Genomic DNA, 12,498 nt, shown 5'->3' on the forward strand with positions numbered 1-12,498 from the left:
CCATGGGTGGTTCCCGAAACTCGCTGACCTGGCGCAGGACTGCCCGTTCCAGCGGCCGGGGCACACCCAGAACGGCAATGCAGGCACACCCTCCCTCGACGCTCTTGCGTCGACAGATATCAGAGCCGACGATCACATGAGCGACCGATTGGTGTTCAGCCGGACTCGAACAGCGAGAGGTCGGTACGTCGCCCGGCAGCGAACGCCTCGACCATCTGCTGCATCGACAGTGCCGAGATCCCGAAGAGCACCGATTCGTCGTGCCCGACGATGATCTGCCCTCCTCCGCGAGTCGGCTCCCAGTAGAAGAAGGCGTCGACGTCGTCAAGGTCGCGCGAGTTCTCCAACGCCACATCTAGTGGGATGCGCAGGAGCCTGCTCGCAAGCACGGCGCCGCCTAGCCGGTCCTCGATCATCCGTTCGCCCTCCAGATTGCCGCGTCCCATCGGATGGCCCCGAAATCGGGTGGCCAGTCGAGGATCTGCCCCGTCTGGCCGTCGACCGCGACGACGCGATCCCCGTCGAAGTACGCATTGAACCAGTGGCCAGAGCCCGCGGCCCGATCGATCCCTACGACGGCGTGTGACCCAGCCCCTCCTGAGCTGAGTGCCTCCGCGATCTCCTCGGGCGTCATCTCGATCTGGCGCAGGCCGGTGATCGCTTCCATCTCCTCGATGCTGTAGGTCCCAGGGCCGGCGGGCTTGAGAGGTCCCCCATGAAGCACGCCCTGCACCGACTCGGCGCACCGTCCACAGTTGACCGACCGCGGATCAAACGGATCTCCGGTGTATCCGGGGTTGACGTCACCGATCCACTCCTCGATCGCCGCAGACGACGGTAAGGGTGGTTCTGCACGTCGTAGAACGCGTCCGCTCGGGCTCAGGAGTGATCGCGCCCCGCGGCCCGCGGCGGCGCCCGCGAAGTTCCCGGGCAGGAAGGTCAGGATGAACTCCCCGGCGTCGAGACTCGCCTCGAAGGGAGTGGTCGTGGAGAGGTAGTCGGCGGTCGCGCGGGTGGGATCGCGCGTGAACGTTGCGGCGCCCTCGGCGTGCGACAAGCCGTAGGTCGCGACCCCGGAGATGCCCATCGCCAGACCGAGGGAGCCGCCGGACAGCGTGACGAGGGCAGCCACGCCGGCACCCACGGCGATCTGCTGCCATCCGCTGAGGCCATTCCACCAGTCGCCGACGCCGTCCAGCAGCCCGGCCAGGTACACGCCGTCGCCGTCCAGCTGCAGGTACGTCCCGACCGCCGCGGCCACGTGCGCACCCCACAGCACGCAGACCACCACTGCCACCGAGCCGAGGACGGCGGCGGCGGCTGCGAACCGTCGGCGGGTCTCGGGTTCCGTTCCGGGCGTGGTGAGGTCCATCGCCTCGCCGCGGATGTGCCGGACACCGACGGCGATCGTGCGTCCGCGGAGGACTGCCGCGCGGCGTGACTCACCAGCCAGCGGTGCATGGGCGGCGAGGACGACACCGATGTCTGCCGTCCACTGGGCTAGGGCGCGGATCGCGATCGACCCCACCCGCTCCAGCGTGCGGCCGGGGCCGACCTGCGGGTTCACGGTGGTGGCCCACCACCCCAGCACCCGCTGGCCGGGCTCGTCGTCGTTCACCGCGCCGCCGGGTTGGCTCCGGTCGAGCCCGGCGGGGGCCAGACGAGCGGCTCGGTGGCGACGGTGGACGTCGATCAGGAGGCACGCGACCAGGAGCACGGCCGACGCGATGCTGAGGAACCGTCCGTGTCCGCCGGCCGACCACACGCCCGACAGGATCGTCGGGAACCCCGGCGCCGGCTCGGCCGGCCAGGACGACTGGTTGTTGTGCGCGTTGAAGGACGCGTGGTCGGCGATCTGCCACAGAACGAGAGCTGTCGGCAGCACGACCGCGAGGGCGCGCAGACATGCTCGGCGGGTGCGCCACAAGGCGATCCCCAGACCGATGCCCATGGCACCCGCGACGGTCCAGATGTGGTGCCCGGGGCTCAGCGCGACACCGTCCGTCGACACGAACTGACCCGACGCCCACGGATTCCACGAGTACACGCGGGACGGGTCCTGCCACAGGAACCACTGGCCTTGGACGGCGAGCTGGCGCATCGCGTCCTCGTAGCCGTTGAACGCCGCGCCGCTGGCGAACCCGAGGACTGCCCAGTCACCGGCACCGAACCGGCGAACCCGTCCGGGGGCGAGAACCGCGAGGACGAGCAGAGGGATGAGCTTCCCCGACTCCTCAAGGAAGCCGGCCAGGGCGGTGGCGGACCCGTCCGAACTCGGGGACAGGTCGAGAGCGTCGGCGACCCGGAGCGTGAACCAGCCGATGACGGCTGACCACGCCACACACAGGGAGAACCACCGGGCGGTCCCCGCCCACGACACGGTCTTGGTGCGCACCAGCAGGAACCACACCACCAGCATCGCGAAGCTCCAGGCGTACGCCCGGGCGGACTCACGGGTGCTCGGGACCAGCACGAGCATCGCGGCGAGCACCGGCAACGCGACCCACGTCCCTACCGCCCGGACGCGCCGCAGGCGCGCGGCCGTAGCAGGCCGGGCCGCGAGCCAGGCCGCCGGACGAGCCGCGAGATGCTCCCACCACTCGGGCGGTGGGCCCGTGCGGGTCCGCTCCGTCATTTCCAACTGCACGTATGCCCCTATTCATCACGATCCCGGGCGGACCGTAGCGAATGCGGACCTGGGTCGGTCACCGTTGTCCACAGGTCCGAGAGCGCCGTCCGCGAAGAAGGGCCGGACCTCTGCAGGCCGGCCGCCGACGCGGACCAACGTCAAGTGGCCAGACACCAGCAGCACGCCGCTCGGTCTGACCCGAACTCTGCGCGCTCCTGACGACAACGGCGAGGCCTACCGAGTGGAGTCCCTGATAGTGGTGTAGCGCCGGGGCCGAGGGGGAAGCGAGGCGCGCGATGACGGTGCTGTCCCGCTTCGTCGCCTGGGCTCACGGCGAAGGGCTGCCGCTCGACCGAGAGGTGATGCTGACCCCCGACCAGGTCGACCGGTACACGAAGGTCGGTTGCGATGCCCTCCGCTTGGAGTCACGCGCCACGATCCGCTCGGAGATGCGCCGCTACAGCAGGCAGTTGACCCGGAGAGCGCCGTGGCCCGAGGTCGACCGGATCGGAAGGCGCCCCGGTCCCGTGCCTACACACCGGTCGAGATCGCCAGGCTGTGGGAGGTCGCCGGACAGCAGTCGACTGCCGTGCGCCGGCGGCGCCTGAACGTGATCCTCGCGCTCGGGTTGGGTGCCGGAGTGCACCCCGGCGAGATCGGCCATGTGACAACCAGTGACTTCGTGAAGGTGTCCGGGGTGTGGTGCGTCCGCCTCGTCGGCGACCATCCGCGCACGGTCCCCATCACGGCCCCCTACCAAGCGCCACTACTCGAGATCGCAGCCAAGGACCGCGGTTCACGGCTCATCGGAAGAGTCGAGAGCGAATGGGTGAGCTCACGCCTGTCGCAGATGCTGGAGGAGGCCGAGTTTCCCGAACACTGCCCACGGCTGACGACCTACCGGCTGCGCGTTACGTGGCTCGTGGCCCACCTCGACCACGGCGTGAACCTGCGCGGGCTCGCCGAGATGGCCGCGGTCAAGTCAGCAAGTGGATTCGAGAAGGCCATCGCACACATGCGACCCGCTGTGGCCGACGAGCTGATCGAGTCGATGGCGCGTCGATGACCCCACGACGTTCTCTGCAGTACCCGCTGCCGACCAAGTCGGCCAGCGGGCGCAGCGACGTCGTACACATCGCCAACCCGATGACCGTGCAGCAGCGCATCGCGCGTGCACGCGCCCAAGCGGACTCGCCTGTGATCAAGGATCTGGTCGCTGTTCGGACGGCGCGCACCGGACGGCCTCGCAAGGCGCCGCTGGACGCGGTCGTGGCGGCCATCCTCTTCCACGCGATGTGTTCTCCGAAGTGGATGCACATCCGCGAAGTCGTGCGCTCGATCGCGTCGCTGCGTCCGTTCGAGCTGCAACGACTCGGTTTCGCCGGTGGGGTGCGCCCGACCTACCGGCAGTTGCTCTCCGGTCTTCACGCGCTGATCGAAGTCGCTACCAGCGGCAGCACCGTCGCCCACAACCATCCGCTCGAGTCCGACCCCAAGACGGGCCACGTGTTCCCGTGTCCGTCCTCATGCCCGGTTCAGCCCGGGAGCCTGGACCAGGTCGCGACCGCAATCATCCAGGCGTCGTTGCCAGACTCCGCACCGCGAAGCACGGCCGTCGCCATCGACGGGACAGACATCGAATCCCACACCAGGGCTCGCGCAAAGTTCGTCGACACAAGCGGCCGCGAGCGGTGCTGCGCTGACGCCGACGCCCGGTGGGGCAAGCGCACCGCGACCCAGCAGCACCCGACCGAGTTCTACATCGGGTACGAAGCCCACCTGGCGACCTACGTCCCAGCAGTGAACGGCAGCCCGATTCCCCAGCTGACCGCCGGCCTGGCCCTACGCCCAGGGGTCACCGACCGGTACCGGGCCGCCATGGCGATCGTCGACGTGCTCGGCAATCTTGACGAGATGCTCGTCGATCGCGGCTACAGCGGCGCTTCCGCCCCCAGCCTGGCGCGGCCGCTGCGCGAGCGGAACATCGCAATCACCATGGACCTCGTCGCCAACCAACGCAAAACCCACCCCGGACCCGTCGCCGGGACGGAGTGGCGCGACGGGCACCTATACACCAGCGCCATCCCGCCCCGCCTCATCGAGCTCGAGCCGTCGAGCCCTGGGGACTCCGCCGCGACGAAGGCTGCAGCGCGGCACGAGTTCGACAAGCGCGCCCCGTTCCAGTTCACGCCGCACTCGAGCCACAACGACTCCCGTGGCACCCAGCGCTTCAAGGGGCCCGCCCTCGCGAAGCACGTGCGGTGCGCGAACAACCCCGAGTCCATGCGCCTGTCCTACAAGTTCCCGACCACGACCTGCGTCCAAGGCGTGCCCTGCGGATGCAGCAAGGTCGTGACCATCCGAGACACCGACCGGGAACGCGACCGCCAGCCCTTGCCGTGGCAGTCAACTCCCTGGACGTTGTCCTACAACCGGCGGTCGCTCGTCGAAGGCCTCAACGCCCAGGTGAAGAACAACAACCTGACCATCAATCGCGGGTTCTTCCACATGACCGGGCTCGGCGCGACCACGCTGCTCCTGGCGTTCACTCTCGCCGGCCGCAACACCGAGCGTCTGCATGACTGGTACACGTCCCGAGGGCTTCCCGATCCTTGGCAGGTTCAGCTCGGCGAGCCGGACGACGACCGTTGGATGGACCGGCAGACCCGCACCCGCGGCGTCCGACAACGAAGTCCAGACAGGCCGGCAACCACCGCGAAGACCAGAAGGACCAGAAGGACCAGAAGGACCGCGAAGAACTAGCACAGAGCCTGACTCCGGCACGCCCCGGAGCACCTCGCACCATGCCCGATCGCCGCGAGCCTGCCTCGAGGCCCCGCCTCCCGAACTGACGAGGCGCCCACAGCACCCCACCAACGACGAAACTCCCGGTCAGAGGATCCTGACCGGGAGTTTCGGTACTGCTCGGGCGGTTCTTTCGGGAACCACCCCGCCATGCGCCGCCACGCGGTAGAACTTCCAGGTATCCCCTCCCAGCGCCGCTCCTGCGGCCACACCGAAGGAACCCTGATGACTCCTCCCGACGCGAACATTCCCCACGACAAGCCGGAGCAGCTCGAGAAGGTGCTCGCCGGGCTCATCGACGGAGAGCAGGTCCTGGCGGTCTACGACTGCACCGGTGCCGGCACGGGTTTCCTCGCCGTGACGAGCCTGCGCGTGATCATCCAGGACAAGTCGTTCGTCGGCGGCCGGACCGCCGTCACGTCGCTGCCGCTGCGGTCGATCTCGTCCGTGTCGTTCGTCGCCGACAAGTCGGCGTTCGGGCGCTTCCTGACCTCGGCGACCGTCGCGTTCACCGTCGGGTCGTCGACGCACGAGGCAACGTTCCGCGGCGAGGACAAGGCCCGGCACGTCCACGACGCCGTCCTGACGCTGGTCACCCGCAGCTGACCAGAACGACGACGCGGTCGCCGGGGGTGGCGTCGCGGTCGAGCCTTCGTCACACGGGCGCGAGCAACCAGTCGAGCACCTGGTCCGCGGACCACCCGCCAGGGTGCAGCTCGGCCAGCCGGCTGGCGCCTGTGAGGTCGGCGCCGAGCGTGACGAGCGGCTCCTCGGCGCGCCCGTCCGCCCGGGTCTGGCCGAGACCGACGTCGGCGGAGAGCGCGTTGCAGAGGCAGACGCGGTCGACGGTGTCCGCGATGTCCCCGCCCTTGCGGACGAACTGCTCGACCGGCTCGGCCGGGCACCGGTACCCGACCCGGCCGTCGTCCTTGAGGTACGTCGTCCGCAGGTAGCCGAGGTCGCACAGCCGGGGCCGGGCCGCGCGCACGGCCGGGTCGGACAGCGAGCCGTCGAGCTGAGCGACCTTGAACGGGAAGCCCGTCGGCGAGGCGGCCGCGTCGGTGAGCACCTCGAGGGAGCCTTCCCGCAGCTTGGTCAGCAGCAGCGCGCGGAGCGCGGGAGTCAGGCCCGAGTCGGTGCTCAGTGCGAAGACCGTGCCGACCTGGACGCCCGCCGCGCCCGCAGCGCGGGCGTCCCGCACCGCCTCGGGCGTGCCGCGCGAGCCGGCCAGCCAGAACGGCAGCCCCACGGCGGCGACCTTCCCGAGGTCCGCCTCGTCCCTCGCGCCGAACAGAGGCTGGCCCCGCTCGTCGTGCACCGGCCTGCCGCGGGGCGGTGCGTTGTGACCTCCCGCAGGCGGCCCCTCGATGACGAAGCCGTCGGGTCGGACAGCCGGGTCGCGCGCTAGGTAGGCGGCGAGGACCTCGCTGGACACGATGGCGAGGAACATCGGTCGGCGCAGCGCCGGAAGCTCGCGCCCGACGAGGTCAGGCGGGTCGATCTCCACCGCGTGGTCGCCGCCCGCGTCGCCGGTGACCTGCACGGGCATCCGGGTCGCGCGGTGGTCGGCCAGGTCGTCGAGCAGGTGCGGCAGGTGCCGCGGGATGCCGGCGCCGACGAGGACGGCGTCGACGCCGGCGAGCATCGCGCCGTACGCGGCGGCAGGCATCGCCAGCTGGATCTTCTCCAGGAAGTTGATGCCCACGTGGCCGTCGTGACCCTCCTTGGCGAGCCACACCTCGACGAAGCTGCCGAGCACGGTCAGCTCCTGGGAGGCCCTGCGCGGTCGCAGGCCGAGCCTGGGCACCGGGGTGTACGGCACCCCTGGCCGGCGTCCGCCGGGTCGCAGGTGCCGGTTCAGGACCCGGTCGACGACGGCACGCACCGGGAATGCGGCCATCGCGCGACGGGCCGAGCCGTCGAGGTCCCCGTCCTCGAGGCGACGGGCCAGGACGAGGTCGAGCGCGGTGCCCGACACGACGCCGAGCTGACCCCGCCGGGCCACGGCGGACGCCAGGCGCCAGGACGAGACCGCGACCCCCATCCCGCCTTGGATGATCGTCGGGAGTGCTCGTCGCAGCGACGTCACGGGCACGGGTGTCGACATTCGATCTCTCCAGACCTACGGCGGCGTAAGCTACGCCAACGTAGGTCCATGGATCCGGTCGGGTCGGGACGAACGACCCTGGCGCCGCAGCACCGCGCACCGAGGCCTACAGGCCCATCGCGTGCACCCCGCCGTCGACGTGCACGATCTCGCCGGTCGTCGCCGGGAACCAGTCCGACAGCAGCGCGACGACGGTGCGGGCGGTGGGCTCGGCGTCGTTGACGTCCCAGCCGAGCGGTGCCCGGCCGTCCCAGCCGCCCTCGATCGACTCGAAGCCGGGGATCGCCTTGGCCGCGGTCGACCTGATGGGGCCGGCGGAGACGAGGTTGACCCGGATCCCCTCGGGCCCGAGGTCACGGGCCAGGTACCGGGACGTCGACTCGAGCGCGGCCTTGGCCACGCCCATCCAGTCGTAGACCGGCCATGCGACCGTGGCGTCGAACGTCAGGCCGACGACCGCGCCACCCCGCGCCATGAGCGGCTGCGCGGCGACGGCGAGGGCCTTGAGCGAGTAGGCCGACACCTGCAGAGCCGTCGCCACGTCCGGCCACTCGCCCTGCAGGAACTGCCCGCCGAGCACGGACTGCGGAGCGAACCCGATCGAGTGGACGACACCGTCGAGGCGGTCGGTGTGCTGGCCGACGGCGCCGGCGAGGGCCGCGAGGTCCTCGGTGGACGTGACGTCGAGCCGGACCACGGGCGGTGGGTCGGGCAGCCGCCGGGCGATCGCCTCCGTCAGCCGCTGCTGGCGGCCGAACGACGTGAGGACCACTCGCGCACCCTGCCCCTGGGCGAGCCGCGCGACATGGAAGGCGATCGAGCCCTCGGTGAGCACCCCGGTCACCAGGATCGTCCTGCCGTCGAGCAGTCCCATCAGCGTCTCCCGCCTGTCGGTGCCGTCCGCGGTTCGTCGGGCGCGCACGAACCTAGTCGGCCGTGCGGGCTCGACCTGGGCCGTCCGGCGGCCGCAAGGCCGGCCGTCCGTGCTAGGCGCGAGCTCGGGCTGTGCGCCGGCGCTTCGATCTGCCTCCCTTGCGCCGGTCCTCGGCCCAGACCAGCACCGGCGCCACCGCGAAGAACGCGAACAGCGGGAGCCCCTGGGGTGCGACCCCGGCGAGCGCGGGAAGGAAGTCGTCCCCGTCCTGCCCGGCGACGGAGCCCAAGAAGCTGGCGACGACGCCCACGGCGAGACCCGGAGCCAGCCAGGCGCCGACCCACGCGGGGACGGTGCTCCAGAGCGTGTCGCGAATCCTCGGTACGCACAGCGCGGTCAGGGACAGGACGGCGAGCATGACGGGCACGGCCGTGACCGTCATGGCGAACCGGGTGGCGTCACCGGTGGGGACGGCGTGGTGGTGCACCGCGTGGCTTCGCTTGCCTCCGAATCCGATCCACCAGGTCAGGTCTGCGCCGTCGTACCCCGCGACGATCCGGGCCGTGGCTGCTGTGGCGACACCGCACAGGCTCAGGGCGCCGGCCAGGATGACGGCAGCGGCTCGGCGTCGCTTCCGGAGGCGATCGGCCCGGAACGCCGCGTCCGATGCGACGAGCCGCAGCCGGAGCGCGCTTCCCGGAGCGGAGTGGCGGGCGAGTCGTTGGGCCCGGGTCTCCTTCGGGCGGCGCCTGGTCGCGCGGGTGACGCTCATCGTGGAGCGCGGACGTCGGTCCTCATGGCTCCATCGTTCCGCACCGCCGGGAATGCGCCGGGACGAGCGAGGACGTCCGTGCAGGTCGGCCCCTCAGGCTCCCGCAGGGTTCACCCGACAGACGACACGTCGCGCCGCGGTGTGCGGCAGCCCCCTCGGCTGCCGCACACCGCCGTGCTCGAGGTGCTCAGTCCCAGCCCCAGCTGGACGGGAGTGCCAGAGCGAGTGCCGCCACCTCGTTCGCGCCGGCCGCCGTGACGGGGGTGGCGAAGATCGTCAGTGCCGAATGGATGAGCTGGGTCATGTCCGTGCCTCTCTGGATGGTCCGACTGCGGCACAAGACCATCAAGACGGGGGGCGCGGGACCAGTGGTTACTTTGGGTCGCGCGGCCCGGACCGGGGGGAGGCGGCGGTCATGACAGCTCGGTGGAGCGGATCAGCCCTTGCTCCCCGGCCTTCAGGCCCAGCTCGAACCGGCTTCGCGCACCGAGCGTCGCGGCCAGGCTCTCGCTGATCCGCCGTGCGGTGCGGTGTGAGACCCCGAGACGCCGAGCGACCACGTCGTCCGCCAGCCCTTGCGCCCACATCTCCAGCGCGGTGCGCTCCTGGTCGTTGAGCAGGCTGCTGCGCCGCGGTCGGGAGACGGCGAACGGCCGACTGTCCCGCCACACCGCGAGGAACAGCGCCGAGATCGCGAGGACGACAGTCGGCGACGTGACGACCACGGCGCCCATCGAGCTGTCCACGGGGTCGATGGGCAGCACGGCGAGCATCTGGTCGACGACGAGCAGGCGCAGCGGGAGCTCGGGAGCGGTACGGAGCTGCGCGCCCTGGCTCGTGAGCCACTCGGCGTACCGGATCGTCGCCCTGTCGTTGCGCACGCTGTCGAGGTACACCGTGCGCATGTCGACCCCGCCGGCGAGCGACTCCTCGTCCAGGGGTCGGCACGCCTCGAGGCAGGCGGCGGACTGCGCGCCGCCGGGCTGGAACGCCCACAGCGACCGCGTGCACCGACGCGCGATCTCGGCGATCCGTGACCTCACGTTCTCGATCCCGACGATCACCTCGGCGTCAGCCTGGGGCAGCCCGAGCCCGAGCTCGAGCACATCCGCGGTCCGGACCATTGGTACTCCATGTCGAGTCGGCGACGTGTTGGCTTCGGCGGGTGTGGGAACGTGTCCACGTTAGCCGCCGTGTCACCCGAAAGTGTTCGTGCGCCGACCTTTGAGACGCCGGCGATGTCCGGAAGTGACCACTGCCGAGCCGCTCGTCCATCTGGACACGATGGCTCCCGCACCTCGCACCGACGTCGCCCCGCCGCGCCCCGGTCGCTCGCCCCTCCCGGGCCGCCGTCCCCTCGGGACGGTCGTCCCTGGCGCACAGACGTCGTGCTGGGTGCCCCAGAGTCACGGCCCCCGAGAACCCACCCTGAAACCCCACGGAGTGCTCCGCATGCCCGACATCCGCACGTACGACGACGACACCCGCAGGTACGCGGTCGAGCTGCTCGGCCGCGACGGCGTCATCATCGCGCCGAGCGTCACCAACTACGGCGTCTTCTGCTCCGCTACCAGCAAGCCCGGCATCGAGCGCATCTTCGAGATGAAGGAGCGGTCCAAGTTCGGCCCGCTCACTCTCGGGATCGGCGACCCGGCGGACTCCCGCAAGTACGCCGACATCCCGGCGAACATCTCCGAGGACCTCGTCGCGGACCTCCTGCTCAACCTGACGACCCTGGTCTTCCTCAAGGCGGGGGAGTCCGAGGCGTTCCCTCCCGAGATGACCATGGGCGCTCCGACGGTGGGCCTGTTCTGCCACGGCACGAGCCCCATGTGGGAGATCGGGCGGGACTTCGGCCCGATCGCCCTCACGTCGTCGAACATCTCCGGAACCGGGGGTGCGCAGGTGACCCGCGAGCAGGCGATCAACGACCTGGGTGAGCACGCCGACCTGGTGATCGACGGGGGTCCGATCGTGTGGGACGACGCCTCCGGCGACTTCCAGAGCAACACCGTCGTCGACTTCTCGTTCGACACCCCGTACCTGGTGCGCGCCGGGCGGTTCCCCACCGAGAAGCTGCGGCAGCACTTCCCGGACCTCGTCACCGACTTCGACGCGTACCGCGCGGCCATGACCGCGCGGCTCGGCGGTATCCGGCTGTGACCGGGGTGCTGCTGATCGGCCTGGGTGCCGACATCGGATCGAACCTGCTGCACCTGTCCGCGACCGACGGCGTCGAGCACCCGGTGACCGACGTCCTCACCAACCCGATCGTGCACGACGGGACGAGCGTCGACGTGGCCGCGTCCCTGGAGGAGGCCGCCGCCCGGCTCCTGCTCGCGAACCCCCAGCTCGCGGGGAGGATCGGCGTCGACGCCAGTGACAGCTCCGTCAGCATCGACGACCGACGGTTCCGGATCCACTTCCAGGACCTCGAGGACGACCTGGGCTCGATCGGGACCTTCGACCTCGCCATCCTGGCCACCAGCAGGCGGCACGTGAGGTCGGCCGAGACGCTGGCCCGGGTCCAGCAAATCGCGCGCACGGTCGTGGGGGTCGCCGAGAGCGCGGCGCTGCCCGCGGTCTACCCTGCGCTCCTCGCGTCGTCGGCGAAGCACTTCGCCGCCGGCGAGACCGAGCCGGCCGGCGGGTTCGCGGGCGCGTACGCGCTGGGCAGCTGCCAGTGCGCCGGCTGGACCGCCGGGCTGCGCGTGCTCGCCGAGCACGCCGAGTCGCGCGGTGCGCTGCTCCAGGACGTCCTCGTCCACACCGAGGTCGAGATCGTCCACCCGGACACGGCGTCGTCGGCCTTCGGCATGAAGCGGGTCGGCCCGCGCACCGAGGACCCGCGCGACAACCTCCGGCCGGGGGTGTCGCAGGTCGCCGAGTCGATGCGGCGGTTCGGGCCCGCGACGTCGGCGAACCACGTGTCGCTGCGCACCCTCGTCCAGCCCCCCGGGTACCAGGTGCAGCGCTTCTTCGTGCGGGGGATCGACGTGGACCGCGCGGGGATCGTCGCGGCCGCGCAGGCCCTGGCAGACGCCGAGCCCGCCCAGCTCCGCGTCACGGCCTCGACCATCGGGTCGCGGGCGTGGGCCTCGGTGCCCGCCTCGACCGTCCTCCTCACCGCCGAGCAGCACCTGGTGACCCACCGCATCGGTGACGTCACGGAGCTCGTCATGCAGGGGTACGTGCACAACACCCTCGGGTACTGCGCCGCGGTCCTCGCGGCGACCGATCGGATTCTTCGCGGCGAGCCGGGGACAGTCGTCCTCCCGGAGCAGCCGACAACCAGCGGAAAGGACTGAGGA

At 70.9% G+C, this 12,498-nt stretch carries 11 protein-coding genes; 5 read left to right on the plus strand and 6 right to left on the minus strand.

Going from position 1 to position 12,498, the window contains the following annotated elements:
• Positions 1-155: 155 nt before the first annotated feature.
• Positions 156-416: a hypothetical protein gene (locus ACVW07_RS17880; protein WP_456820552.1), complete on the minus strand. Its 261-nt coding sequence runs from the start codon at positions 414-416 to the stop codon at positions 156-158.
• Positions 413-2,635, minus strand: a complete 2,223-nt coding sequence (locus ACVW07_RS17885) for a toxin glutamine deamidase domain-containing protein (RefSeq protein ID WP_456820553.1) — start codon at positions 2,633-2,635, stop codon at positions 413-415. Before ACVW07_RS17885 ends, ACVW07_RS17880 begins: the two co-directional genes overlap by 4 nt.
• Positions 2,636-3,116: 481 nt before the next feature.
• Here ACVW07_RS17885 and ACVW07_RS17890 point away from each other — a divergent pair, with 481 nt between their 5' ends.
• From ACVW07_RS17890 to ACVW07_RS17900, 3 genes are all read left to right on the plus strand, one after another.
• A complete protein-coding gene (locus ACVW07_RS17890) occupies positions 3,117-3,695 on the plus strand; it encodes a hypothetical protein (RefSeq protein WP_456820554.1) in 579 nt (192 codons plus the stop codon).
• 80 nt (positions 3,696-3,775) lie between these two features.
• On the plus strand, positions 3,776-5,392 hold the full coding sequence (locus ACVW07_RS17895; RefSeq protein ID WP_456820555.1) for a hypothetical protein: 1,617 nt from the start codon (positions 3,776-3,778) through the stop codon (positions 5,390-5,392).
• 267 nt (positions 5,393-5,659) lie between these two features.
• Positions 5,660-6,040: a PH domain-containing protein gene (locus ACVW07_RS17900; protein WP_456820556.1), complete on the plus strand. Its 381-nt coding sequence runs from the start codon at positions 5,660-5,662 to the stop codon at positions 6,038-6,040.
• A gap of 49 nt (positions 6,041-6,089) precedes the next feature.
• Here ACVW07_RS17900 and ACVW07_RS17905 read toward each other — a convergent pair whose 3' ends face one another.
• The 4 genes from ACVW07_RS17905 to ACVW07_RS17920 all read right to left on the minus strand — a co-directional run bounded on the left by ACVW07_RS17905 (position 6,090) and on the right by ACVW07_RS17920 (position 10,311).
• Positions 6,090-7,541, minus strand: coding sequence for a nitronate monooxygenase (locus ACVW07_RS17905; protein ID WP_456820557.1), 1,452 nt, complete (start codon positions 7,539-7,541; stop codon positions 6,090-6,092).
• Between the two features lie 106 nt (positions 7,542-7,647).
• Complete coding sequence (gene fabI / locus ACVW07_RS17910; RefSeq protein ID WP_456820558.1) at positions 7,648-8,415, minus strand: enoyl-ACP reductase FabI; 768 nt, start codon at positions 8,413-8,415, stop codon at positions 7,648-7,650.
• A 112-nt stretch (positions 8,416-8,527) separates the two neighbouring features.
• Complete coding sequence (locus ACVW07_RS17915) at positions 8,528-9,187, minus strand: hypothetical protein (RefSeq protein ID WP_456820559.1); 660 nt, start codon at positions 9,185-9,187, stop codon at positions 8,528-8,530.
• Between the two features lie 413 nt (positions 9,188-9,600).
• Positions 9,601-10,311, minus strand: coding sequence for a hypothetical protein (locus ACVW07_RS17920; RefSeq protein WP_456820560.1), 711 nt, complete (start codon positions 10,309-10,311; stop codon positions 9,601-9,603).
• Between the two features lie 328 nt (positions 10,312-10,639).
• On the opposite strand from ACVW07_RS17920, the gene ACVW07_RS17925 reads away from it, so the two are divergent.
• Both ACVW07_RS17925 and ACVW07_RS17930 read left to right on the plus strand, forming a co-directional pair.
• Positions 10,640-11,350 carry an L-threonylcarbamoyladenylate synthase gene (locus tag ACVW07_RS17925; RefSeq protein WP_456820561.1) on the plus strand — a complete coding sequence of 237 codons (711 nt, stop codon included), beginning with the start codon at positions 10,640-10,642 and terminating at the stop codon, positions 11,348-11,350.
• Entirely contained in the window at positions 11,347-12,495 is a 1,149-nt protein-coding gene (locus ACVW07_RS17930) for a hypothetical protein (protein WP_456820562.1), read from the plus strand. The genes ACVW07_RS17925 and ACVW07_RS17930 overlap by 4 nt, the downstream gene beginning before the upstream one ends.
• Positions 12,496-12,498 lie beyond the last annotated feature (3 nt).

It is taken from the genome of Cellulomonas sp. URHB0016, assembly GCF_054057935.1.

What these genes read in the sequence shown, in the direction of transcription:
- ACVW07_RS17920 (WP_456820560.1), bottom strand. Translation starts at nt 10,311, where the DNA reads ATGGTCCGGACCGCGGATGTGCTCGAGCTCGGGCTCGGGCTGCCCCAG.
- ACVW07_RS17915 (WP_456820559.1), bottom strand. Translation starts at nt 9,187, where the DNA reads ATGAGCGTCACCCGCGCGACCAGGCGCCGCCCGAAGGAGACCCGGGCC.
- ACVW07_RS17925 (WP_456820561.1), top strand. Translation starts at nt 10,640, where the DNA reads ATGCCCGACATCCGCACGTACGACGACGACACCCGCAGGTACGCGGTC.
- ACVW07_RS17880 (WP_456820552.1), bottom strand. Translation starts at nt 416, where the DNA reads ATGATCGAGGACCGGCTAGGCGGCGCCGTGCTTGCGAGCAGGCTCCTG.
- ACVW07_RS17885 (WP_456820553.1), bottom strand. Translation starts at nt 2,635, where the DNA reads ATGACGGAGCGGACCCGCACGGGCCCACCGCCCGAGTGGTGGGAGCAT.
- ACVW07_RS17900 (WP_456820556.1), top strand. Translation starts at nt 5,660, where the DNA reads ATGACTCCTCCCGACGCGAACATTCCCCACGACAAGCCGGAGCAGCTC.
- ACVW07_RS17905 (WP_456820557.1), bottom strand. Translation starts at nt 7,541, where the DNA reads ATGTCGACACCCGTGCCCGTGACGTCGCTGCGACGAGCACTCCCGACG.
- ACVW07_RS17895 (WP_456820555.1), top strand. Translation starts at nt 3,776, where the DNA reads ATGACCGTGCAGCAGCGCATCGCGCGTGCACGCGCCCAAGCGGACTCG.
- fabI (WP_456820558.1), bottom strand. Translation starts at nt 8,415, where the DNA reads ATGGGACTGCTCGACGGCAGGACGATCCTGGTGACCGGGGTGCTCACC.